At 70.8% G+C, this 21,170-nt stretch carries 22 protein-coding genes; 13 read left to right on the forward strand and 9 right to left on the reverse strand.

Annotated features, from left to right (window positions below; genetic code table 11):
• Nucleotides 1–17 precede the first annotated feature (17 nt).
• A complete protein-coding gene (gene ilvA / locus ACWDN5_RS04205; protein ID WP_449674359.1) occupies nucleotides 18–1,274 on the reverse strand; it encodes a threonine ammonia-lyase IlvA in 1,257 nt (418 codons plus the stop codon).
• A gap of 88 nt (nucleotides 1,275–1,362) precedes the next feature.
• Here ilvA and ACWDN5_RS04210 point away from each other — a divergent pair, with 88 nt between their 5' ends.
• The gene (locus ACWDN5_RS04210; protein WP_449674361.1) at nucleotides 1,363–1,854 is read left to right on the forward strand and encodes a SigE family RNA polymerase sigma factor; all 492 of its coding nucleotides are present in this window, start codon (nucleotides 1,363–1,365) and stop codon (nucleotides 1,852–1,854) included.
• On the forward strand, nucleotides 1,851–2,834 hold the full coding sequence (locus tag ACWDN5_RS04215) for a hypothetical protein (protein WP_449674363.1): 984 nt from the start codon (nucleotides 1,851–1,853) through the stop codon (nucleotides 2,832–2,834). The genes ACWDN5_RS04210 and ACWDN5_RS04215 overlap by 4 nt, the downstream gene beginning before the upstream one ends.
• Here ACWDN5_RS04215 and ACWDN5_RS04220 read toward each other — a convergent pair whose 3' ends face one another.
• Both ACWDN5_RS04220 and ACWDN5_RS04225 read right to left on the reverse strand, forming a co-directional pair.
• Nucleotides 2,835–3,185 (reverse strand): DUF2510 domain-containing protein, encoded by a 351-nt coding sequence (locus ACWDN5_RS04220; protein WP_449674365.1) that lies wholly within the window; start codon nucleotides 3,183–3,185, stop codon nucleotides 2,835–2,837. It abuts the gene before it with no gap.
• A gap of 53 nt (nucleotides 3,186–3,238) precedes the next feature.
• The gene (locus ACWDN5_RS04225; RefSeq protein ID WP_449674367.1) at nucleotides 3,239–4,663 is read right to left on the reverse strand and encodes a short-chain fatty acyl-CoA regulator family protein; all 1,425 of its coding nucleotides are present in this window, start codon (nucleotides 4,661–4,663) and stop codon (nucleotides 3,239–3,241) included.
• A gap of 229 nt (nucleotides 4,664–4,892) precedes the next feature.
• Here ACWDN5_RS04225 and aceA point away from each other — a divergent pair, with 229 nt between their 5' ends.
• Both aceA and aceB read left to right on the forward strand, forming a co-directional pair.
• Nucleotides 4,893–6,173 carry an isocitrate lyase gene (gene aceA / locus ACWDN5_RS04230; protein WP_310974720.1) on the forward strand — a complete coding sequence of 427 codons (1,281 nt, stop codon included), beginning with the start codon at nucleotides 4,893–4,895 and terminating at the stop codon, nucleotides 6,171–6,173.
• A gap of 96 nt (nucleotides 6,174–6,269) precedes the next feature.
• Nucleotides 6,270–7,877 carry a malate synthase A gene (aceB, locus tag ACWDN5_RS04235; protein ID WP_449674369.1) on the forward strand — a complete coding sequence of 536 codons (1,608 nt, stop codon included), beginning with the start codon at nucleotides 6,270–6,272 and terminating at the stop codon, nucleotides 7,875–7,877.
• A 181-nt stretch (nucleotides 7,878–8,058) separates the two neighbouring features.
• On the opposite strand, the gene ACWDN5_RS04240 is transcribed toward aceB, so the two are convergent.
• On the reverse strand, nucleotides 8,059–8,592 hold the full coding sequence (locus ACWDN5_RS04240; protein WP_449674371.1) for a TetR/AcrR family transcriptional regulator: 534 nt from the start codon (nucleotides 8,590–8,592) through the stop codon (nucleotides 8,059–8,061).
• Nucleotides 8,593–8,682: 90 nt separating this feature from the next.
• Here ACWDN5_RS04240 and ACWDN5_RS04245 point away from each other — a divergent pair, with 90 nt between their 5' ends.
• From ACWDN5_RS04245 to ACWDN5_RS04255, 3 genes are all read left to right on the forward strand, one after another.
• Entirely contained in the window at nucleotides 8,683–9,141 is a 459-nt protein-coding gene (locus ACWDN5_RS04245) for a nuclear transport factor 2 family protein (RefSeq protein WP_310974717.1), read from the forward strand.
• A gap of 57 nt (nucleotides 9,142–9,198) precedes the next feature.
• Nucleotides 9,199–9,420, forward strand: coding sequence for a class I SAM-dependent methyltransferase (locus ACWDN5_RS04250; RefSeq protein ID WP_449674373.1), 222 nt, complete (start codon nucleotides 9,199–9,201; stop codon nucleotides 9,418–9,420).
• A 215-nt stretch (nucleotides 9,421–9,635) separates the two neighbouring features.
• Complete coding sequence (locus ACWDN5_RS04255; protein WP_449674375.1) at nucleotides 9,636–9,977, forward strand: hypothetical protein; 342 nt, start codon at nucleotides 9,636–9,638, stop codon at nucleotides 9,975–9,977.
• Between the two features lie 4 nt (nucleotides 9,978–9,981).
• On the opposite strand, the gene ACWDN5_RS04260 is transcribed toward ACWDN5_RS04255, so the two are convergent.
• The gene (locus ACWDN5_RS04260; protein WP_449674377.1) at nucleotides 9,982–11,259 is read right to left on the reverse strand and encodes a glycosyltransferase family 4 protein; all 1,278 of its coding nucleotides are present in this window, start codon (nucleotides 11,257–11,259) and stop codon (nucleotides 9,982–9,984) included.
• A gap of 112 nt (nucleotides 11,260–11,371) precedes the next feature.
• Here ACWDN5_RS04260 and ACWDN5_RS04265 point away from each other — a divergent pair, with 112 nt between their 5' ends.
• Nucleotides 11,372–13,135, forward strand: coding sequence for a glycoside hydrolase family 2 protein (locus ACWDN5_RS04265; protein ID WP_449674379.1), 1,764 nt, complete (start codon nucleotides 11,372–11,374; stop codon nucleotides 13,133–13,135).
• Nucleotides 13,136–13,233: 98 nt separating this feature from the next.
• Here ACWDN5_RS04265 and ACWDN5_RS04270 read toward each other — a convergent pair whose 3' ends face one another.
• The 3 genes from ACWDN5_RS04270 to ACWDN5_RS04280 are packed head-to-tail and all read right to left on the reverse strand — an operon-like array spanning nucleotide 13,234 to nucleotide 16,009.
• Nucleotides 13,234–13,722, reverse strand: coding sequence for a glutathione peroxidase (locus tag ACWDN5_RS04270; RefSeq protein WP_310974713.1), 489 nt, complete (start codon nucleotides 13,720–13,722; stop codon nucleotides 13,234–13,236).
• Nucleotides 13,723–13,733: 11 nt separating this feature from the next.
• Nucleotides 13,734–15,239, reverse strand: coding sequence for a 1,4-alpha-glucan branching protein domain-containing protein (locus ACWDN5_RS04275; protein WP_449674381.1), 1,506 nt, complete (start codon nucleotides 15,237–15,239; stop codon nucleotides 13,734–13,736).
• Complete coding sequence (locus ACWDN5_RS04280) at nucleotides 15,236–16,009, reverse strand: methyltransferase domain-containing protein (protein WP_449674383.1); 774 nt, start codon at nucleotides 16,007–16,009, stop codon at nucleotides 15,236–15,238. Before ACWDN5_RS04280 ends, ACWDN5_RS04275 begins: the two co-directional genes overlap by 4 nt.
• A gap of 53 nt (nucleotides 16,010–16,062) precedes the next feature.
• Here ACWDN5_RS04280 and ACWDN5_RS04285 point away from each other — a divergent pair, with 53 nt between their 5' ends.
• Nucleotides 16,063–16,488 carry a hypothetical protein gene (locus ACWDN5_RS04285; protein ID WP_449674384.1) on the forward strand — a complete coding sequence of 142 codons (426 nt, stop codon included), beginning with the start codon at nucleotides 16,063–16,065 and terminating at the stop codon, nucleotides 16,486–16,488.
• Here ACWDN5_RS04285 and ACWDN5_RS04290 read toward each other — a convergent pair.
• The gene (locus ACWDN5_RS04290) at nucleotides 16,466–17,311 is read right to left on the reverse strand and encodes a DegV family protein (protein ID WP_310974709.1); all 846 of its coding nucleotides are present in this window, start codon (nucleotides 17,309–17,311) and stop codon (nucleotides 16,466–16,468) included. The two genes, ACWDN5_RS04285 and ACWDN5_RS04290, sit on opposite strands and share 23 nt — an antisense overlap.
• A 243-nt stretch (nucleotides 17,312–17,554) precedes the next feature.
• Here ACWDN5_RS04290 and ACWDN5_RS04295 point away from each other — a divergent pair, with 243 nt between their 5' ends.
• From ACWDN5_RS04295 to ACWDN5_RS04310, 4 genes are all read left to right on the forward strand, one after another.
• Nucleotides 17,555–18,340: an electron transfer flavoprotein subunit beta/FixA family protein gene (locus tag ACWDN5_RS04295; protein WP_449674386.1), complete on the forward strand. Its 786-nt coding sequence runs from the start codon at nucleotides 17,555–17,557 to the stop codon at nucleotides 18,338–18,340.
• 28 nt (nucleotides 18,341–18,368) lie between these two features.
• Nucleotides 18,369–19,328: an electron transfer flavoprotein subunit alpha/FixB family protein gene (locus tag ACWDN5_RS04300; RefSeq protein ID WP_086846599.1), complete on the forward strand. Its 960-nt coding sequence runs from the start codon at nucleotides 18,369–18,371 to the stop codon at nucleotides 19,326–19,328.
• Nucleotides 19,329–19,487: 159 nt separating this feature from the next.
• Nucleotides 19,488–20,270, forward strand: a complete 783-nt coding sequence (locus ACWDN5_RS04305) for a GNAT family N-acetyltransferase (protein ID WP_449674388.1) — start codon at nucleotides 19,488–19,490, stop codon at nucleotides 20,268–20,270.
• The gene (locus tag ACWDN5_RS04310; RefSeq protein WP_449674390.1) at nucleotides 20,267–21,151 is read left to right on the forward strand and encodes a lysophospholipid acyltransferase family protein; all 885 of its coding nucleotides are present in this window, start codon (nucleotides 20,267–20,269) and stop codon (nucleotides 21,149–21,151) included. The genes ACWDN5_RS04305 and ACWDN5_RS04310 overlap by 4 nt, the downstream gene beginning before the upstream one ends.
• Nucleotides 21,152–21,170 lie beyond the last annotated feature (19 nt).

Genomic DNA, 21,170 nt, shown 5'->3' on the forward strand with positions numbered 1-21,170 from the left:
CCTAGTGGACCACGTCCTCAGAGCAGGAAGTGGAACAGGGGGCTGCCCGGCTCGATCCGCTCCACCTGCAGCGGGCTCGCGTCCATCCGGGCCAGCAGCCCGGGCAGGTCGGCCGCCCGGGCGATCTCGATGCCGACCAGCGCCGGACCCATCTCGCGGTTGGTCCGCTTGACGTACTCGAAACGAGTGATGTCGTCTTCGGGCCCGAGGACCTGCTCGAGGAACCGCCGCAGCGCGCCCGGCTCCTGCGGGAACCCGACGAGGAAGTAGTGCTTCAGCCCCTCGTGCATCAGCGAGCGTTCGAGGATCTCGCTGTAGCGGCTGACGTCGTTGTTGCCGCCGGAGACCAGGCAGACGACGGTCTGACCGGGCTCGACCTCGACCACTGTGCCGAGCGACGCCGCGGCGAGTGCGCCCGCGGGTTCGGCGATGATCCCGTCCGACTGGTACATCGCGAGCATCTCGGTGCACACCGCGCCCTCGGCGACCGCGGCCAGCTCGGCGCCGGTCTCGCGGATCAGGGGGTAGGTGACCGAGCCGGCCTCGCGGACGGCGGCGCCGTCGACGAACGAGTCGAGCTCCGGCAGCCGCACCGGCTGCCCGGCTTCGAGGGCCGCGGCCATGCAGGCCGCGCCCGCGGGTTCGACGCCGACGATCCGGACGTCGGGGTGCCGCTCGCGCAGCCAGCTGCCGACCCCGGCGAGCAGCCCACCGCCGCCCACCGGCACGACCACGACGTCGGGGACAAAACCGAGCTGCTCCACGACCTCGAGCGCGACCGTGCCCTGACCGGCGACCGTGCGGACGTCGTCGAACGCGGGCACCAGGGTCGCGCCCGTGCGCTGCGCGTCCTCGTTGGCCGCGGCGAAGGCGTCTTCGTACGTTTCTCCGACAACGATGACCTCGATGTGCGCGCCGCCGAGCGTCGCGATGCGCTCTCGCTTCTGCCGCGGCGTGGTCCCGGGGACGTACACGCGGCCGGTGGCGCCGAGCCGGCGGCACGCGTACGCGACGCCCTGGGCGTGGTTGCCGGCGCTGGCGCAGACGACGCCTCTCGCACGGACGTCCTCGTCGAGCTGGACGATGAAGTTGTACGCGCCGCGGATCTTGTACGACCGGACGGTCTGCAGGTCCTCGCGCTTCACCCAGACCTGCGCGTTCACCCGGGACGACAGCCGGGCGCTCGGCTCCAGGGGCGTCCGGGTCACCACCCCGGCCAGCCGCTCGGCGGCCTTTTCGATGGTCGCCGCGGTCACCGTGTCGATGTCGTGCACCCCGGTGAATCTACGACTCGGGCGTCCCGGGCAACCGGCCGGGCCTCCGGGCGCATCAAAGGGGTGTCGAACGAGATGGGGGTCGCCGATGGACGCCGGATTCACCGAGTACGTGACCGCGCGGGCGGGATGGCTGCGCAAGGTCGCGTACTTGCTCTGCGGTGACTGGCACCGGGCCGACGACCTGGTCCAGTCGGCGGTCACCCGGCTCTACGCGAACTGGCCGCGGGCCGCCCGCGCCGACAACGTCGACGGCTACGTGCGCCGCACGCTGGTCAACACGTTCCTCGCCGAACAGCGCACGTCGTGGTGGCGGCGGGTGGATTTGCGCGAAAACGACCAGGACCCGCCCGCGCCCGGCGCGGACGTCGAACTGGCCCTCGACCTGCGGGCGGCCCTGGAACGGCTGCCGGCCCGCCAGCGGGCCACCGTCGTCCTGCGCTACTTCTGCGACCTTCCGGTCGCGGAGACCGCGCGGGCGCTGGGCTGCTCCGAAGGCACCGTCAAGAGCCAGACCGCGAAGGCCGTGAACGCGCTGCGCGAGCTGCTGGGCGAACCGATCCGGGAGGGACGAGCATGACCGACCACGAGCTGGCCACCAAGCTGAAGGAACTGGCCGAGACGCCCGCTCCGCCGCCGCGGATCGACCTCGACCGCGCGCGCCGGGTCGGCGGACGCCGTCGTCGCCTGCGGACCACCGCGCTGGTCCTCGGCTGTGCCGCGGTCGTGACGGCCGGCGGCGTGACGGCGGTGTCGCTGTTCCGGCCGGTCCCGCCGCCGGCGACCACGCCGGTGGCCACCGCACCCTCGCCCACGTCCGTCACGCCGGTGCCCACCGACAACCCGATGGTGGCGAAGGCGAGCTTCGGCTGGGTGCCCGAGCAGATCAAGGGCATCGAGTACGCCGTGGGCGAGCACGGTGACACCGTGCTGGCTGTCGGCCAGGGCGAGCTGGCGCCGATGATCTGGTTGTCGGTTTACGACCAGGACCCACCCCTCCCGCACAACCTCGGCGGGCAGCCGACCCGGATCCCGGTCCGGGTCGGCGACCGCGACGGCTACTGGCTCACCACCGACCCGGCCGACCCGCTGAACCACGGGAGCGCCTACCTGCAGTGGCAGGCCCCGGACGGCCGGTGGGCCCGGCTGAACGCGTACTACCTCGCGGTCCCGGACCTGCAGCAGGTGCTGACGCGGGTCGCCGGTGATGTCAGGTTCGGCACCCGGGCGGTGCCCCTGCCGCTGCACATCACCGGCCTGCCGGGCACGTTCCACCTCAGCGATGGTTACCTGCGGCGCCGCGCCGACCAGGACGGCGTCCCGTGGCGGCTGGTGCTGCAGTACACATCGGACGGCGCACTGGTCACCATCAACGTCTCGCCGCCCGGCGGCCCCACCGACGGCCTCGGCGAACCGCAGTGCGTGACGAAGAGCGGGTTGAAGGCCTGCGTTTCGTTCGACCAGCCGAAGATTAGCGGCATCACCGCGAAGGAACTCCTGAACCGGATCACCGTGCTCGGCCCGGACGAGGCGAAGTGGACCACGCACGTGATCGGGTGATCAGCGCGGCGGCGCCTGCGTGTGCTCGGTCCAGCGGGTCCCGTCCCACCAGCGCAGGACGCCGGGGGCGCCCGGGTGGGCGTACCAGCCGGGCGGCGGCCCCTGGCGCGCGGACGGCTGGGCGGTCACCGGCGCTGGGTAGGCGTTGCCACGGCTCTCGCCGCCGCGGTCGTGGAGGCTCAGCTTGTGCCCGCACGCCCGGCAGTTCGGGGTGAAGGCCTGCACGACCGCGACCCCGCCCGCCGTCGCGACGTTCGCCCAGAGCTTGCCCTGCCGGCGGCCGAATTCGGCGACGGCCGAGTTGGTGCAGCGCTTGCAGTTGGTGCAGCCCGTCCGGACCCGTTCGGCCATGGCGACCCCCTGCCGGGGACGTCGCCGCTGCCCGGTGGCTCGTTACCGGGTGCTCAACCCTTGGGCACCGCCGGGTACGGGACGAAGGTGCTGGTGTTCTCGTCCACGGTGAGCTGCTTGCCGATCGTCGGGAACGCGCGCTGCGAGCACGCCGGGCGTTCGCAGACTTTGCACCCCATCCCGATCGGCGTCGCGGCGGCGGGTTCGTCCAGGTCGAGACCGGTCGAATAGATCAGCCGCCCGGCGTGGCGCAGTTCGCAGCCCAGCCCGACCGTGAACGTCTTGCCCGGGCTGCCGTAGCCGCCGATGTTGCGCGACACCGTGCGCGCGATCCAGAAGTAACTCTTGCCGTCGGGCAGGGTGGCGATCTGGGTGAGGATCTTGCCCGGCTGGGTGAAGGCCTCGTAGATGTTCCACAGCGGGCACGCCCCGCCGACCCGGGAGAAGTGGAACCCGGCCGCCGACTGCCGCTTCGACATGTTCCCGGCCCGGTCCACCCGCACGAACGAGAACGGCACCCCGCGCTGCTTGGGCCGTTGCAGCGTGGACAGCCGGTGGCAGACCGTCTCGAAGCCGACGCCGTAGTGGTCGCAGAGCCGCTCGATGTCGTAGCGGAACCGTTCGGCCGCGGCCAGGAACGGCCCGTAAGGCAGGATCAGCGCCCCGGCGAAGTAGTTCGCCAGGCCGACGCGGGCGAGCGAACGGGCCGCCGGACCGGAGAACGCCCACGAATCGGCCAGCTCGGTGATGAGGTCGTCGTACTCGAGCAGGGCGATCTGCGAAGCCATCCGGAACGCCTGCTGCCCGACCCGCAGGCTCGGTGCCAGCCGCAGCACCCGCGTCACCGGCTCGTAGCGGTGCTGCTGGCCGGCGGCTTCGTCGATGCCCTCGCTGGTCACCTCGACGCCGTAGCGCTGGGAAAGCCGTTCCTTCAGCGCGCCCACCACCTGCCCGCGCAGCAGCGGGATGTCCGCGGCCATCTTCTCGGCGCGTTCGTCCAATTCCGCGACATAGTTCTCGCGCTCGTAGAAGAAGTCGCGGACCTCCTCGTGCGGCAGCGGCGCGGCCGCGCTGCCGTGCAGGCCCAGGCCGTTTTCCGTGGTCAGCGCGGCGGTGCTCTCGACGGCGTTGCGGTAGCTGCGGTGCAGCTTGACCAGCGCCTGGGCGATCGCCGGGAGGTTCGTGGCCAGGTCGTTGAGCTCGCTGGTCGTGACGTCGATGCCGAGGACCTCGTCGAGCAGGGCTTCCTTGACGTCGGCGACCAGCCGGGACGTGTCGTTGTTGGCGAAGAACTCGGTGTCGACGCCGAACGCCTGCGTGATCCGCAGCAGCACCGGCACGGTCAGGGGGCGCGAGTTGTGCTCGATCTGGTTGAGGTAGCTGGGTGAGATCTCCAGCACACGGGCGAGGTCGGCCTGGCTCATCGAGCGGCTTTCGCGGAGGTGCCGCAACCGGGCGCCGGCGAAAGTCTTCTCCATCCGAGGCCTCCTTTCCGGAAGGTTTCCGGCCCTGAACGGTTACGTGAACGGTCAAGAACGCGGATTTTCGATCACTTGCGAACCGGCCGATTCGCAACCTTTGCAAAGAGCGTACGTACCCTTCGCACAAATTGGCAAATTGGACGACTGGACCGAGTTTTCGCTGGCGTGTCAGGGTCAGGCCAAGCAAGGCGAGCAATCGCAAACTTCGCAACACCGGGAGAGTCCGATGACGGAACAGGCCAAGCAGGCGGCCGCGGAGCTGGCCGCGCAGTGGGCGAACGACCCCCGCTGGGCGGGCGTGCAGCGCTCCTACTCGGCTGAGGACGTCGTCAAGCTGCGTGGCAGCGTCGTCGAGGAGCACACCCTGGCCCGCCGCGGCGCGGAGAAGCTTTGGGACCTGCTGCACACCGAGGACTACATCCACGCACTGGGCGCGCTCACCGGCAACCAGGCCGTCCAGCAGGTCCGCGCGGGCCTGCAGGCCATCTACCTGTCCGGCTGGCAGGTCGCGGCCGACGCCAACCTGGCGAGCCAGACCTACCCCGACCAGAGCCTGTACCCGGCCAACTCGGTGCCGGCCGTGGTCCGCCGGATCAACAACGCGCTGGGCCGCGCCGACCAGATCAGCTGGGCCGAGGGCAACACCGACATCGACTGGTACGCCCCGATCGTCGCCGACGCCGAGGCCGGCTTCGGTGGCCCGCTCAACGCGTTCGAGCTGATGAAGGGCATGATCGCGGCCGGCGCCGCGGGCGTGCACTGGGAGGACCAGCTCGCGTCCGAGAAGAAGTGCGGTCACCTCGGCGGCAAGGTCCTCATCCCGACCAAGCAGCACGAGCGCACGCTGAACGCCGCCCGCCTCGCCGCGGACGTGCTCAACGTGCCGTCGCTGATCGTCGCCCGCACCGACGCCCAGGCCGCGACCCTGCTGACCAGCGACGTCGACGAGCGCGACCAGCAGTTCCTCACCGGCGGCCGTACCGCCGAGGGCTTCTACGAGGTCCGCAACGGCATCGAGCCCTGCATCGAGCGCGGCCTGGCCTACGCCCAGTACGCCGACCTGCTCTGGATGGAGACCTCCGAGCCGGACCTCGAGGTGGCGCGCAAGTACGCCGAGGCCATCAAGGCGAAGTTCCCGGACCAGATGCTGGCCTACAACTGCTCGCCGTCGTTCAACTGGAAGAAGCACCTGGACGACGCGACGATCGCGAAGTTCCAGCGCGAGCTCGGCCACATGGGCTACAAGTTCCAGTTCATCACGCTGGCCGGCTTCCACGCGCTGAACTACTCGATGTTCGACCTGGCGCACGGCTACGCCCGCGAAGGCATGACCGCCTACGTCGACCTGCAGGAGCGCGAGTTCGCTTCGGAGAGCCGCGGCTACACCGCGACCAAGCACCAGCGCGAGGTCGGCACCGGCTACTTCGACCAGGTCGCCACCGCGCTGAACCCGGAGAGCTCGACCACCGCGCTCAAGGGCTCCACCGAAGAAGCCCAGTTCCACTGATCCCGGCCGCGGCCTGACGACGGCAACCCCCACCGTCGTCAGGCCGCGACCTTCCCCCTTCTTTCCTTCCCTGCCCACAGCTCGCGGAGGCACCCCATGGTTGATCGGCTGAATTACCGCATCGAGGTCACCGGCCCGGTCGAGGGCCGGTTCGCGGAAATCCTGACCCCGGCGGCACTCGACTTCCTGGCCAAGCTGGACAACACGTTCGCCGGTCGCCGGCGCGAGCTGCTCGACGCCCGCCGCGTGCGGCGTGAGGAACTGCAGTCGGGCGAGAAGCCGCTCGGCTTCCTGCCCGAGACCCGCCGGATCCGCGACGACGAGTCGTGGCACGTCGCCCCGACCGCGCCGGGTCTGGAGGACCGCCGCGTCGAGATCACCGGCCCGACCGACCGCAAGATGACGGTCAACGCGCTGAACTCCGGCGCCAAGGTCTGGCTGGCGGACTTCGAGGACGCGACGTCGCCGACGTGGCACAACGTCATCGACGGCCAGCTCAACCTGTTCGACGCCATCCGCCGCAACATCGACTTCACCACCGAAGCCGGCAAGCGCTACACCATCGGCGACGACCCGGCGACGATCGTCGCGCGGCCCCGCGGCTGGCACCTGGTGGAGAAGCACATCCGCATCGACGGCCGTCCCGTGTCGGCCAGCCTGGTCGACTTCGGCCTGTACTTCTTCCACAACGCGCGCCAGCTGCTCGCCCGCGGCGTCGGCCCGTACTTCTACCTGCCGAAGCTGGAAAACCACCTCGAAGCGCGCCTGTGGAACGACGTCTTCCTGCTGGCCCAGCGCGAACTCGGCATCCCGCGCGGCACGATCCGCGCGACCGTGCTGATCGAGACGATCACCGCCGCGTTCGAGATGGAAGAAATCCTCTACGAGCTGCGCGAGCACGCGGCGGGCCTCAACGCCGGCCGCTGGGACTACATCTTCAGCCTCATCAAGAACTTCGCCGCGCACGGCGCCGACTTCGTGCTGCCGGACCGCGCGCAGGTCACCATGACCGTGCCGTTCATGCGGGCCTACACCGAGCTGCTGGTGAGCACCTGCCACAAGCGCCGGGCCCACGCCATAGGCGGTATGGCGGCCTTCATCCCGAGTCGCGATCCCGAGATCAACGCGACGGCGATCGAGAAGGTCCGCGCGGACAAGGAACGCGAGGCCGGCGACGGTTTCGACGGCTCGTGGGTCGCGCACCCCGGCCTGGTCCCGGTCTGCCGCGAGGTCTTCGACGGCGTGCTCGGCGGCTGGCCCAACCAGCTCGGCAAGCTGCGCGAAGACGTCCACGTCACCGCCGAGGACCTGCTGGACGTGGCCAGCGCCGGCGGCGAGGTCACCGAGGCGGGCGTGCGCGCGAACATCAACGTCGCGCTGCGGTACGTCGACGCGTGGCTGCGCGGCACCGGCGCGGCGGCGATCCACAACCTCATGGAGGACGCGGCCACCGCGGAGATCGCGCGCTGCCAGGTGTGGCAGTGGATCCGCAATGGCACGAAGCTCGAGGACGGCACGGCGTTGACCCGCGAGCTGGCGGTCGAATTCCTGGACGACGAACTCGCCTCGGTGCGGGCCGACCTCGGCGCGGGCAACCGCCTCGACGACGCCCGCGAGATCTTCACCGAAACCGCGCTGGGGGAGAAGCTGCCGAGCTTCCTCACCACGGGTGCCTACGCGCGGTACCTCACGGACGCCCGGTAGCAGGGGCCCCGGCCTCCCCTACCTGACGAGGGGAGGCCGGATTCCACACTGTTGGGATGGTGTGGGTCCGGACCGGTCCGGTGACGGCGGCTCCCCGTCACCGGACCGGTTCATGTCCGTCGCAGCACGAAGATCCGCCGCGTCACGAAGGCCGCAGGCGGTTCGCGGCAGGAGTCGTCACTCACAGGTGTGCTTCCAGTAGGACTTTCGCGGCCTCGCCCGCTGTGTCCGCCTCGCACGGGTCTCCGGTGATCGCGGCGAGCACGGTCGCGCCCTCCATGAGTGCGAACAGCTGGTCCGCGACGCTCCGGTCCGGCACCAGATCGCGCAAGTAGGCCCGGACCTCGTCCTTGTGCTTGCGGATCGCGGCGGCGATCCCGGGGGTCGGCTCGCCGAACTCGCCGAACGAGTTGATGAACGCGCAGCCGCGGAAGCCCGGCTCGGCGAACCAGTTCTTCAGCCAGGCGAACACGGCCAGGGGGTCGTCGCCGCGGGCGTGGACGAAATTGCGCAACGAGCCGCGCCAGCGTTCGTCGCGGCGCAGCAGGTACGCCTCGACCAGGTCGTTCTTCGCCGGGAAGCACTGGTAGAGCCGCTTGAGGGAGACGCCGGAGCGTTCGCGGACCGCGTCCATTCCGACTGCCTGAACGCCGTGGGCGTAGAAGAGGTCCTCGGCGGCTTCCAGCAGCCGGTCGGTCGCCTCCGTGGAATCCATGTCACCTGCCCCTGGCGCTGAGAATGATCGTTCTCTAGTCTAGCGGGAGCAGTGGAGAACGCACGTTCTCCGTGTCCGGAAGGAGCTCCCATGACCCCGCGCCCGCCGTTCCCGCCGTTCGACGAGGACACCGCCCGCCAGAAGGTCCAGGCCGCCGAAGACGCGTGGAACACCCGCGACCCGGAGCGCGTCTCGCTCGCGTACACCGAGGATTCGGTCTGGCGCAATCGCGACCAATACGTCGTCGGGCGCGCCCGGATCGTCGAGTTCCTGACCGCGAAATGGGCACGCGAGCTGGACTACGCCCTGCGCAAGGAGCTGTGGGGCTTCCGCGGCAACCGCATCGGCGTCCGGTTCCAATACGAGTCCCGGACCGCCGAGGGGCAGTGGTTCCGCAGCTACGGCAACGAGCTCTGGGAGTTCAGCGACGAAGGCCTGATGCGCCGCCGCGAAGCGAGCATCAACGACGTCCCGATCGCCGAAGCCGACCGCCGCATCTTCGGCCCGCGGCCGGAGTCGGAGCACGGCGTCCTGCTGCCGGTCTTCTAGGTCCGCCCTGAGCGGAAGCGGCCGCGGCCGGGCAGGTCGACGGGCATGGTCGGAAAAGTGACGACATCGGCGTTCGGCGGCGAAGTGAGCGAGTTCTACCAGCGGTTCCGCCGCGGCTACCCGCCCGAGGTCGCGGACGAGCTGGCCACGGCGTTCGCGCTGACTCGCGACGACATCGTCCTCGACCTCGGCTGCGGCACCGGCCAGCTGACCCGGGCCCTGGCGCCCCGCGTCGGGGCGGTGCTGGGCATGGACCCGGAGCCGGCGATGCTGGCTTAGGCCCGGCGGGCGACGGCGGAGCCGAACGTCGCCTGGCTGCTCGGCGCGGACTCCGACGTCGCCGCGCTGCCCCCCGCCCTCGGGCCGGGGCGCCTGGCCGCGGTGACGGTGGCGCAGGCGTTGCACTGGATGGACCACGAGCGGCTGTTCGCGGCGGTCTGTCCGCTACTGCGTTCCGGCGGCGGGCTCGCGGTGGTGACCAACGGCGAGCCGCTGTGGCTGCAGGACACGGCGTGGTCGGCCGCGCTCCGGGACGTCCTCTCCGCCTACCTCGCACCTCGCTGCACCGGACCTGTGGCACGGACGACGCGAGCCAGGAGCGGTACGCGAACGCCCTCACGGCCGCCGGGTACGCCGTGAGCTCGGCGGTCGTCGAGTACTCCGCGCCGCTGAGCGTCGAGGAAATCGCCGGTGGCGTTTTTTCGGCAATGAGCCCTGACCAGCTGCCCGGCCTCGACGCGAGGCCGGAGTTCACCGAGCGCATCCGGGCGGCGGTCGCCTCGCACGGCCCACTGCGGGAACGCGTCCGGGTCCGGCTCCTGACCGGAACCCGGTGAAGACCTAGACCTCCGGGATCTTGGCCGGAACCGGCTCGAAGGCGTTGCCGGTGGCGATCTTGGGCCGGGGCAGCTCGACCGGTTCGCCCGGCTTCGTCCGCCGGTAGACCTCGGCGGTCGCTTCGGCGATCCGGCCCCAGTCGAAGTCGGCGGCCAGCCGGGACTGCGCGGCCCGAGCCCGCTCGGCCGCGGCCTCGGCGTCGGAAAGCACCGTCGTCACCGCGTTGGCCAATTCCGCGACATCGCCGGGACTGAACGCCAGCCCGGTCTCGCCGTGCACGACGACCTCGCCGAGCCCGCCGGCCGTCGACGCCACCAGCGGCGCCTTCGCGGCCGCGGCCTCCAAGGCGACGATCCCGAACGGCTCGTACCGGCTCGGTAGCACCACGGCGTCGGCGGCGGCGAGCGCCGCGCGGAGGTCGCGGTCGGAGAGGTGCCCGACGAAGTCGACCGCGCGCCGCACCCGCAGCTTCCGCGACTGTTCGACCAGCTCGTCGAAGTGTCGTCCTTTTCCGGCAACGACCACGCGGGTGCCCGGGTGGCGGCGCCGGATGCGGGGGAGGGCGGCCAGCAGGTCCTGCACACCCTTCTCCCACTCGAGTCGTCCGAAATAGAGCAACAGCGGCGCACCGGCCGGGCTGTAGACCTCGCGGGCGCGCGCGATCTCGTCCGCGGGCACCTGCCAGCCGCGCTCCTCGATGCCGTTGTGGATCACCGTGACGTCGTCCGCCTCGACCTCGAAGAGGTGCGCGACCTCGCGGCGCATCGCCTGGGAGCAGGTGATCAGCGCGTCGGCCCGGTTCGCCAGCCACCACTCGACCGAGTGAACCTGCTGGTTCAGCGGGTGCGACAGCCAGCCGGAGTGCCGCCCGGCCTCGGTCGCGTGGATCGTGCCGACGAGCGGTACGCGCGCGGCCTCGGCGATCGCGATGGCCGGATGGGCGACGAGCCAGTCGTGCGCGTGGACGACGTCGGGCTGCCAGGTGCGCAGCAGGTCCTGCGCCGCGCGGATCATGGCGTGTCCCATGGCCAGCGTCCAGGCGACGAGGTCCCGTTCGAAGGTCACGTGCATCGGGTCCTCGGCGACCCGGATGATCCGCACGCCCTCGACGACGCGGTCGGTGCGCGGGTGCGTCCCGGCGTCGGTGCCCGCGGCGTGCCGGCAGAGCACCACGACGTCGTGGCCCTGGCGGGCGAGGTGGGTGGCGAGCGCGTGGACGTGCCGGGCCAGGCCCCCGATGGCCACGGGCGGGTACTCCCAGGACAGCATCAGCACTCGCATGGGCAGAGGTTACTCGCGAGTCAGAAGGCGTCGGCGCGCCCGTGCTCGCGAAGTGTTCACATGTGATCTCGATCACTGGCCGGGGTGAGGTTCTCTGTCATCATCGACCGGGATGACTCCTCCCGAGGACGCTGGCTGGCGCCGGCTCGACCCGCCCCTGCCGACTCCGTGGAGCGGCGACGTCGCTCCGGACAACGCCCTGCCCGAGTACCCGCGGCCCCAGCTGACGCGGCCTCGCTGGCTCAACCTGAACGGCGTCTGGGAGTACGCGGGCTGGCCGTCGTCGCCGGACGAACCACGGCCATCCGGTTACGCCGAGCGGATCCTGGTCCCGTTCCCACCGGAATCGGCGTTGTCCGGAATTCGACGACGCGACGAAGTCCTCTGGTACCGCCGTCTCTTCGAAGTCCCGGCCGGCTGGCACGGCTCGCGCGTCCTCCTGCACTTCGGCGCGGTCGACCAGACGGCGAAGGTCTGGGTCAACAACCAGCTCGTCGCGACCCACGAGGGCGGCTACACGGCGTTCAGCGCGGACGTCACCGACGTCTTGCGCGCTTCGGGGCCGCAGGAGCTGAACGTCCGCGCCGACGACCGCACCGACATCGAGCCCTTCCCGGTAGGCAAGCAGCGCAACGCGCCTGGCGGAATTTGCTACACGCCGTCGTCCGGAATCTGGCAAACGGTGTGGCTGGAGCCGGTCCCCGAGGTTCGGATCGAGCGGCTGGACCTGACCCCGGACCTGACCGGCGTGACGGTGTTCCCGCAGGTCACCGGCGGTGTCGAGGTCGTTGTCGTCATTTCGGCAAACGACGTCGAGGTCGCGCGGGCCTCGGGCCCGGCCGGGACGCCAGTGCGCGTGGATGTTCCTTCGCCACGCCTCTGGACCCCCGACGACCCGCACCTTTATTCGCTGCGCGTCCGGCTGCTCGACGATCGTGGTTCGATTTCGGACGAAGTCGGCAGCTACGCCGGTCTGCGGACAATCGGCCTGGTCCCGGACGCGCAGGGCCGCCCGCGGATTGCGCTCAACGGCCGGGTCACTTTCCTGCACGGTCCGCTCGACCAGGGCTACTGGCCGGACGGCATCTCGACCGCGCCCACCGACGACGCCCTGCGGTTCGACCTCGAGAAGACGAAGGAGCTGGGCTTCAACTTCGTCCGCAAACACGTCAAGGTCGAGCCGGCCCGCTGGTACTTCTGGGCCGACACGCTGGGCTTGGTCGTCTGGCAGGACATGCCCGCGCTGACCGTGTCGTTCGACGGCCCGCCCGGGATCGCGCCGGACCCGGTCCCGCGGGCGCGCGAGCGATTCGAGGCGGAGCTCGCCGAAATGGTGATGCAGTTGCGCCCGGTCCCGTCGATCGTGGGCTGGGTCCCGTTCAACGAGGGCTGGGGCGAGTTCGACACCGCGCGTGTCGCGGAATTGGTCAAAACCCTCGACCCGACCCGGCTGGTGATCGCGAACAGCGGCGTCAACTGCTGCTTCTCGCGGCCGGACAGCGGCGCGGGCGACGTCTACGACGACCACACGTACGTGGGCCCGGGTACGCCGTCGGTGCGCGACGGCCGCGCGATCGTCGACGGCGAGTACGGCGGCCTTGGTCTGATTTTGGACGACCACCGCTGGCCCGGCCCGCCGAACGCGTACGAAATGACGCCGACCCGCGAGCGGCTCACCGAGCGCTACGCCGAGGTGAGCGCCGCCCTCGAGCGGGTGGTCGCGGAGCGCGGCTTGTCCGGCGCTGTCTACACCCAGACGACGGATGTCGAAAACGAGGTCAACGGGCTGCTCACCTACGACCGTCGCGTGGTCAAGGTGGATCCGGTGGTGGTCGCGAAGTGCGTGCGGGCGGTGATCGAAACGGGTTCGTCCTGATTTCGGCAAATGCGTGACGGTGCCGAGGCGGCGGCCGCCCGCCCGCCGATTCGGTGAATTCCGGCGACGGCGGGGGAACGGCGTCCCCCGCCGTGGTATCAGGCCGGCAGCGCGGCCTCGATGGCCTTGACGACCGTCTCGTCCTCGGGCTCGGTGCGCGGCCGGAACCGCGCCAGGACTTCGCCGTCGGCGCCGACGAGGAACTTTTCGAAGTTCCACTGGACGTCGCCCGCGGTGCCCTCGGCGTCCGCGGTCTCGGTCAGCTCGGCGTAGAGCGGGTGCCGGCCCTCGCCGTTGACGTCGATCTTCTCGAACAGCGGGAACGTGACGCCGTAGGTCGTCGAGCAGAACGTCTGGATCTCGTCCGCGCTGCCCGGCTCCTGGCCGGCGAACTGGTTGCACGGGAACCCGACGACCGAGAAGCCCTGCTCGCCGAAGCGTTCCTGCAGCCGCTCGAGACCGGAGTACTGCGGGGTCAGGCCGCACTTCGACGCGACGTTGACCACGAGCAGCGCCTTGCCGGCAAACTCGCCCAGCGAGCTGTCCCGCCCGTCGAGGGTCTTGAGCGGAATGTCGTGGATCCCCATGAAGGTCCCTTTCAGTCGTGCTTCAGCGCCCGGGCGTCGAGGTGCCCGAACGGTCCGTCGTCGGCGCGGTAGGCCGCGGCGAGTTCCTCGGCCCGCGCGCGATCGCCGCGGCGCAGCAGCCCGGCCAGTGCGTCGAACCGCTCGGTGTGGACCGCCGCGCGGCGACGGGCGTAGTCCGCGGCCGAGTCCTTGGTGACCATGAACGCCCAGTCGCTTTCCAGCGCCAGCATCGCCTCGGCGACGGCCTGGTCGGCGACGGTGTCGCGAGCCGTGGTCGTCAAACCGGCAACGAGGTCGAGCAGCCGTTCCTGCAACGCGCTGTTGGCGGCGACCATGTCCTTGACCTGCTCGCCGTCCCAGACACGCCAGTCCTTGCCGGAACCCCACGACGAGGCGGGCAGGTCGATCGGCTCGCCGACGTGGCCGGCTTCCATCGCGCCCTTCAGCGTCGTCACCCGCACCCCGGCCTCGGGGAGCGCGCGCAGTACGCCCTCCAGCCAGGCCGGGCCTTCGTGCCACCAGTGCCCGAACAGCTCCGTGTCGTACGCGGCGACCACGAGCGCCTCACGCCCGTGTTGCCGCTTCAACGACCGCAGCCGCGTCACCACCGTCTCGACGAAGTCCTTGACGTGCGTCCCCAGCACGTCCGCGGCGAGCGCCGGGTCGTACGGCGCCTTGTCCTGAGGCTCGACCGTCTTGCCGGTGACCCGCGCCGCCTTGAGGCCGACCTCGTGCTGCCAGGTGTGGAAGTCGCGGTAGGCGGCGTGGCCGGGGTAGCCGGCTTTCGGCGACCAGACGCGGTAGGTGACCTCGAGGTCCCGGCCGAACGCGAGGACGTCGGTGCCGCCGACCGGCCGCGCGGTCCAGGTGTCACCGCGCAGCGACGGGCCGTCGACCAGGAACCGCCGCACGCCGGCGGCGGCGTAGTCGTTTTCCATACCAGGCGCGTAGCCACACTCGGGCGCCCAGATTCCCTCGGGCCGCGTCCCCAGTCGCAGGGCCGTGTCGGCGAGACCGGCGTTCAGCGCGAACTCCCGCACCCGCGGGTCCAGCAGCGGCTGGAACGGATGCGCGAGGGGCCCGCCGAGCAGCTCGATGGTCGAATTGTCGACCAGGGACCGCAGGACCGGGGAGAAACCGTGCCGCCACCGCGTCCCGAGCTCTTCGGCCGCGCGGACGGCGGTCCGGTGCTCGGCCGCGGCGAGCTCGCGCAACAGCGGGTCGCCGCGCCACAGCGTCGCCGCGTGCTGGGCGCGCAGCTGCCAGTGGCCGAGCCAGTCGTGGAACGCGCGGATGCTGTAGGGGTCGTCGAGCTGCGCGGCAAGCACCGGCGTCACGCCGAGCGTCAGCACGTCGCGGCGGCCTTCCTCGGCGAAGCGCTCCAGGAGCTCGACCATCGGCAGGTAGGAATGCGCCCACGCCTGATAGAGCCACTCCTCGCCGACCGGCCAGCTCCCGTGGTGCGGCAGCCACGGCAGGTGGCTGTGCACGACCAGGCAGAAGGTGCCCTCGCTCATCGGCGCACCGCCACGGCGATCAGGTCGAGGCTCGCGTCGAGGTCGTCGCCGTGGATGTCGAAGCCGGTGGCCTCAATCGCGGCGACGTCGGCGAGCAGCGCGTCCGGCCACTCGGCCTGCCCCGGGAGCTTGCCCATGACCACGTCGAGCTGGGCGTCGATGATCGAGCCGCCGTACCGCTCGTCGAGCGCGCGCACGGCCTCGCCGTGGTGCAGCCCGTGCATGGTCTCGACGTCGAAGCCGGCGTCGGTGAGCAGCCCGGCCAGCTCGGCCGGCGCGAGCTCGCGGGTGTGGAACGGGTTCAGCGGCGTGTCGCTGTCCGGGGTGAAGGTCAACCGGTTCGGCGTGGTGACCAGCAGTTTGCCGCTTTCCGGCAACACCCGCCGGCACTCGGCGAGGAACCCGGCCTGGTCCCACAGGTGCTCGATGACCTGGAAGTTCGCCACGACGTCGACCGCGCCGTCCCGGACCGGGAGGAAGGCCAGGTTCGCCCGCGCGACGGCGACCTCGGGGTAGCGGCGGGCGACGTGTTCGGTGGTCGGGACGTCGTAGTCCAGCGCGAGCACCCGGCGGGCCGTGGTCGCGAGGAGGCTCGCACCGTAGCCCTCACCGCAGCCGGCTTCGAGCACCGTCGAGTCCGCGCAGTGGGGGAGCAGGGCGGCGTACGCGGCTTCGTGGCGCCTGAACCAGTAATTCTCCTCGGCGATGCCGGGGACGGTCCGTTCGCCGGTCAGGTGCAGCGCCTCGGCCCGGGTGGCTGGGGTGGTCACCTCCGCGACCCTAGCGGGTGTCACATCCGGCTCGGCTCTCTCGTTCCGTGGCCATGCAACGGACCATCACCCGCGTACTGCTCGTGTTCTTCGGCCTGGTCGAGGCCGTGGTCGGAATTTGGCCACTGGTCTCGCCCACCGGCTTCTACCAGGCCTTTCCCGGCTTCCGAGCTGGCTGGGTGGCGATGGACGGGCCGTTCAACGAGCACCTCCTGCGCGACTTCGGCGGCCTCAACCTGGCCCTCGCGGCCCTGCTGATCGGGGCCGCCGTGATCGGCACCACAGCGGTCGCGCGGCTCGTCGGCGTGGCGGGGCTGCTTTTCGGCCTGCCGCACTTCCTCTACCACCTCGGCCACGTGTCGCATTTCGAGCAAATCGATCAGGTGCTGATCATCACGACGACCGCTCTGGGCGTCGTGGTCCCGCTCGCGGTGCTGGCGGTTCCGGGACGCCGGGTCAGCCCACCGGCGACACCGTGATGCCGAGCGCGCCGGGGCCGAGGTGCGCGCCGATGACCGTGCTCGCTTCGACGACCATGCTCTCGGCCATCGCGGGCACTCGGCGTTCGATCTGCCGGCCGATCTCCAGTTCGTGGTCGCTGGCGCCGAACCGGGTCACGGCGATGTCGGCGCGGAACCCGCCGGACTTCTTCACGGCGAGATCGACCATCTTGGCCAGAGCGCGCCGAGTGCCGGGGACGCGGGCGAGCGGCGCGACCTCGCCGTCCTTGACCGTGAGCAGCGGTTTGATCGAAAACGCACTGCCGAGCATGGCCTGCGCGGCGCCGATCCGGCCGCCGCGGCGGAGGTACTCGAGGGTGTCGACGTAGATGAACTCGGTGCTCGTCGCGCACCGGCGTTCGGCGGCCTCGATGACCCGGCCGGCGTCCCCGCCGGCCGCGGCCGCCCGCGCGGCGGACACGGCGGCGAAGCCGAGGCTCATGCCGGTGGTCCGGCTGTCCAGGACGTGCACCGGGATGCGGACCTGCTGGGCGGCCTCCCGGGCCGCGCGGACGGTGTCGGACATGCTGCCGGAGATGTGGACGCTGACGATCGCGGTCGCGCCGGCGGCGGCCGCTTCCTGGTAGGTCCAGAAGAACGCCCCCGGGTCCGGGGGCGCCGTGGTGATCACCTGCCCGGCTCTCATGGCGTCGATCACTTCGCCGCGGTCGAAGCGGTTTTCGTCGTCGTAGTGACTACCCAGGCTCAGCTGGATCTGGACGACGCCGATGGCCCAGCGGGAAGCGACGAGGTCGGGCAGGCAGGAGCTCGAGTCGGTGATGACGGCGATGCGCGCGGGCATGGTGGGGGAGGTTAATGCCTGACACCCACCGCCAGTAGGCCGTGGTTGGTCCGATCGGACGAACGGCAGTTCGGGTGGGGTAACCGGTCGACTACCGGGACGATGGTCCCAATAGATTGCGCATCCAGGTGAATGGCGTCACCTCGACGGGTCCTGCGCGCCGATTGGCCCTAATCTACCGGCCAGTAGAGCACTGTCCCGTGGTCGACCGCGGGCCACGAACCGGGAGGTCGAAGCAGACCCATGACCAACATCGTCGTCCTGGTCAAGCAGGTACCGGACACCTACTCGGAGCGGAAGCTCAACGGGTCCGACCACACCCTTGACCGCGAATCCGCCGACGCCGTGCTCGACGAGATCAACGAGAAGGCCGTCGAAGAGGCGCTGAAGATCAAGGAAGTCGGCGAGGGCGAGGTCACCGTGATCTCGGTGGGCCCCGACCGCGCGACCGACGCCATCCGCAAGGCGCTGTCCATGGGCGCCGACAAGGCCATCCACGTCTCCGACGCGGCGCTGCACGGCTCCGACGCGATCGCCACCGCCAAGGTGCTCGCCGCCGCGATCGGCAAGGTCGAGGGCTTCGACCTGGTCATCGCCGGCAACGAGTCGTCCGACGGCCGCGGTGGCGCCATCCCGGCGATCCTCGCCGAACTGCTGGGCCTGCCGCAGGTCACCTACGTGCGTGAGCTGACCGTCGACGGCTCGACGCTCAAGGCCACCCGCGAGACCGAGGACGGCCTGACCCACCTCGAGGCGAGCCTGCCCGCGATCGTGAGCGTCGGCGAGAAGATCAACGAGCCGCGCTACCCGTCCTTCAAGGGCATCATGGCCGCGAAGAAGAAGCCGGTCGAGACGTTCACCATCGCCGACCTGGGCGTCGACGCGGGCGAGGTCGGTCTCGCCAACGCGTGGTCCACGGTGACCGAGTCGTCGCCGAAGCCGCCGCGCACCGCCGGCGAAAAGGTCGAGGACGAGGGTGACGGCGGCACCAAGGTCGCCGAGTACCTGGTCGGCCAGAAGCTCATCTGACAACGGCTCTTCGAGGAGGAACAAGAACATGGCTGAAGTACTCGTCCTCGTCGACCACGTCGACGGTGAGGTCAAGAAGGTCACGCTCGAGCTGCTGACCGCCGCCCGCGCGCTCGGTGAGCCGTCGGCCGTCGTCGTCGGCCCGACCGGGACCGCCGCCAAGGCGAAGCAGGCGCTGGCGTCGCACGGCGCCGCCAAGGTCTATGTCGCGGAAGGCGACGACGCCGCGAACTACCTGGTCACGCCCAAGGTCGACGTGCTCGCCGCGCTCGCGCAGCAGGCGTCCCCGGCCGCCGTGCTCGTCACCGCCAGCGGTGAGGGCAAGGAGGTCGCCGCCCGCCTGGCCGTGCGCCTGGGCTCCGGCCTGATCTACGACGCCGTGGGCGTCAACGGCGACGGCGTCATCGACCAGTCCATCTTCGGTGGTGCGTTCTCGGTCAAGTCCAAGTCCGCCAAGGGCGCGCCGGTCGTGTCGATCCGCCCGGGCGCGGTCGAAGCCGAGCCGGCCGAGGGTGCGGCGGCCGAGGAGACCGTCGAGCTCCCCGCGGTCGACGCGGCCAAGGCGACTCGCATCACGGGCGTCGAGCCGGTCACCGGCGGCGACCGCCCGGAGCTGACCGAGGCCTCGATCGTGGTCTCCGGTGGCCGCGGCGTCGGCTCGGCGGAGAAGTTCGACGTCGTCGAGAAGCTGGCCGACTCGCTCGGCGCGGCTGTCGGCGCTTCGCGTGCCGCTGTCGACTCGGGCTACTACCCGGCGCAGTTCCAGGTCGGCCAGACCGGCAAGACCGTGTCGCCGCAGCTGTACATCGCGCTCGGCATCTCCGGCGCGATCCAGCACCGCGCCGGCATGCAGACGTCGAAGACGATCATCGCCGTCAACAAGGACCCGGAGGCGCCGATCTTCGAGATCGCCGACTTCGGCATCGTCGGCGACCTGTTCAACGTCGCGCCGCAGCTGACCGAGGCGGTCGAGAAGCGCAAGGGCTGATTCCCCAGCTCGCAGGGGCCTTCCGGGACATCCCGGGAGGCCCCTCGCGCGTTTTCGGGACCTGAGAGAAGCCTGAGAACCCGCCATTCACCGAACATGCACTAATCGGTCATCGGATGGCACTCTCCGCGGCTTCCAACGCGCAGGTACACCTTGACCATGACGACGTCACAGCTCCTCGTCAGCACTGATCAGGCGGGTGCCGAGCTCCCCGCCGACGCCCCCCGGTACTCGCTTCTCGTCGCGCACGCGAACGACGAAGTGGTCGCGGCCCAGAAACTGCGGCACCGGGTTTTCGCCGAGGAAATGGGTGCGCGCCTCAACTCCCCGCGGCCCGGTCTCGACGTCGACGAGTTCGACGAATTCTGCGACCACCTCGTCGTCCGCGACGACAACACGGGCGACATCGTCGGCTGCTACCGCATGCTGCCGCCGGAGCGCGCCGCCCAGGCCGGGAAGCTCTACGCCGACAGCGAATTCGACCTGACGGCGATCGAGGGCCTCCGCCTGTCGCTGGTCGAAACCGGCCGGTCGTGCGTGCACCCGGACCACCGCAGCGGCGCCGTCGTCAGCCTGGTCTGGGCCGGGATCGCCCGCTACATGCTCCTGTCCGGCCACCGCTACCTCGCCGGCTGTGCGTCCGTCCCGCTGGTGGACGACGGCTCCTTCGCGGCCGGCGTGTGGGACGTCCTGCGCGCCAAGCACTACTCGGACGAGGGCACGCGCGTCACGCCGCTGATCCCGTGGGACGCCTCGGGCATCGAACGCCCGGCGCGTCCGACGCTGCCGCCGCTGATCAAGGGCTACGTCCGCCTGGGCGCCAAGGTCTGCGGCCCGCCCGCGCTCGACACCGACTTCGGCGTCGCCGACTTCTTCGTCCTCCTGGACCTGCACAACGTCGACGAGCGGTACCTCAAATTCTTCCTCGGGACCCAGGGATGAGCCACGCCTGGATGCCGGCCTCGCCGTGCGGCGACGGCTGCCTGACCACCGACGACCCGGCGGTCGGCCTCCCCCGACGGATCCTGCGCTTTGCGGCGGCGATCTCGGTCGTCGTCGCGGCGCTGGTGTCCGCGCCCCTGCTGCTGGTCGCCCCGGGCCGTCAGCGCCTGCTCCGGCTGATCTTCCGCGGCATGCTGCGAGCGTTCGGCGTCCGGCTGGACATCCGAGGGAGCGCCGACTTCCTGACCGCGCCTGCCGGCCGTGGTGCGCTGGTGGTCAACAACCACATCTCGTGGCTGGACATCGTCGCGATCAACGCCCTGCGGCCGATGCGCGCGCTGGCCAAGAAGGAGATCGCGAGCTGGCCGGTGCTCGGCGGCCTCGTCCGCCGAGGCGGCAGCATCTTCCTCGACCGCGAACGGCTGACGACGCTGCCCGCCACGATGGCAGCACTGGCCGACGCCCTCCGGACGGGTTCCCTGGTCAGCGTCACCCCGGAAGGCACGACGTGGTGCGGCCTGGCCTCGGGCCGCTTCACGACGGCGACGTTCCAGGCGGCCATCGACGGCGGTGTCCCGGTGCGCCCGATCGCGCTGCGCTACCGCCTCGCCGACGGCCGCGAGACCAGCCGCCCGGCGTTCATCGGACCGGAGTCGCTGATCGCTTCCCTGCGCCGGGTCGCGGCCCTGCGGGGTCTGGTGCTCGAGATCCACGTCTGCCCGGAGATCGCCCCGGGCCGCGCGGAAACCCGCCGCGAACTGGCCGCCCTCGCCGAGTCGGCGGTCCATTCCGCGCTGGGCACGGTGCAGATCCCGGTCCAGCAGCGCCGCCGGACGCCGCGCCGCCAGGCGGCCCCACTGGCTTCGCCTCCCGCGAAGTGATCCGGGCCCTGTCGCCGCG

The organism is Amycolatopsis sp. NPDC003731 (genome assembly GCF_053586895.1).

What these genes read in the sequence shown, in the direction of transcription:
- ACWDN5_RS04240 (WP_449674371.1), bottom strand. Translation starts at nt 8,592, where the DNA reads ATGGATTCCACGGAGGCGACCGACCGGCTGCTGGAAGCCGCCGAGGAC.
- aceA (WP_310974720.1), top strand. Translation starts at nt 4,893, where the DNA reads ATGACGGAACAGGCCAAGCAGGCGGCCGCGGAGCTGGCCGCGCAGTGG.
- ACWDN5_RS04260 (WP_449674377.1), bottom strand. Translation starts at nt 11,259, where the DNA reads ATGCGAGTGCTGATGCTGTCCTGGGAGTACCCGCCCGTGGCCATCGGG.
- ACWDN5_RS04270 (WP_310974713.1), bottom strand. Translation starts at nt 13,722, where the DNA reads ATGGGGATCCACGACATTCCGCTCAAGACCCTCGACGGGCGGGACAGC.
- ACWDN5_RS04245 (WP_310974717.1), top strand. Translation starts at nt 8,683, where the DNA reads ATGACCCCGCGCCCGCCGTTCCCGCCGTTCGACGAGGACACCGCCCGC.
- ACWDN5_RS04285 (WP_449674384.1), top strand. Translation starts at nt 16,063, where the DNA reads ATGCAACGGACCATCACCCGCGTACTGCTCGTGTTCTTCGGCCTGGTC.
- ACWDN5_RS04290 (WP_310974709.1), bottom strand. Translation starts at nt 17,311, where the DNA reads ATGCCCGCGCGCATCGCCGTCATCACCGACTCGAGCTCCTGCCTGCCC.
- ACWDN5_RS04300 (WP_086846599.1), top strand. Translation starts at nt 18,369, where the DNA reads ATGGCTGAAGTACTCGTCCTCGTCGACCACGTCGACGGTGAGGTCAAG.
- aceB (WP_449674369.1), top strand. Translation starts at nt 6,270, where the DNA reads ATGGTTGATCGGCTGAATTACCGCATCGAGGTCACCGGCCCGGTCGAG.
- ACWDN5_RS04220 (WP_449674365.1), bottom strand. Translation starts at nt 3,185, where the DNA reads ATGGCCGAACGGGTCCGGACGGGCTGCACCAACTGCAAGCGCTGCACC.
- ACWDN5_RS04275 (WP_449674381.1), bottom strand. Translation starts at nt 15,239, where the DNA reads ATGAGCGAGGGCACCTTCTGCCTGGTCGTGCACAGCCACCTGCCGTGG.
- ACWDN5_RS04225 (WP_449674367.1), bottom strand. Translation starts at nt 4,663, where the DNA reads ATGGAGAAGACTTTCGCCGGCGCCCGGTTGCGGCACCTCCGCGAAAGC.
- ACWDN5_RS04295 (WP_449674386.1), top strand. Translation starts at nt 17,555, where the DNA reads ATGACCAACATCGTCGTCCTGGTCAAGCAGGTACCGGACACCTACTCG.
- ACWDN5_RS04265 (WP_449674379.1), top strand. Translation starts at nt 11,372, where the DNA reads ATGACTCCTCCCGAGGACGCTGGCTGGCGCCGGCTCGACCCGCCCCTG.
- ACWDN5_RS04310 (WP_449674390.1), top strand. Translation starts at nt 20,267, where the DNA reads ATGAGCCACGCCTGGATGCCGGCCTCGCCGTGCGGCGACGGCTGCCTG.
- ACWDN5_RS04210 (WP_449674361.1), top strand. Translation starts at nt 1,363, where the DNA reads ATGGACGCCGGATTCACCGAGTACGTGACCGCGCGGGCGGGATGGCTG.
- ACWDN5_RS04305 (WP_449674388.1), top strand. Translation starts at nt 19,488, where the DNA reads ATGACGACGTCACAGCTCCTCGTCAGCACTGATCAGGCGGGTGCCGAG.
- ACWDN5_RS04215 (WP_449674363.1), top strand. Translation starts at nt 1,851, where the DNA reads ATGACCGACCACGAGCTGGCCACCAAGCTGAAGGAACTGGCCGAGACG.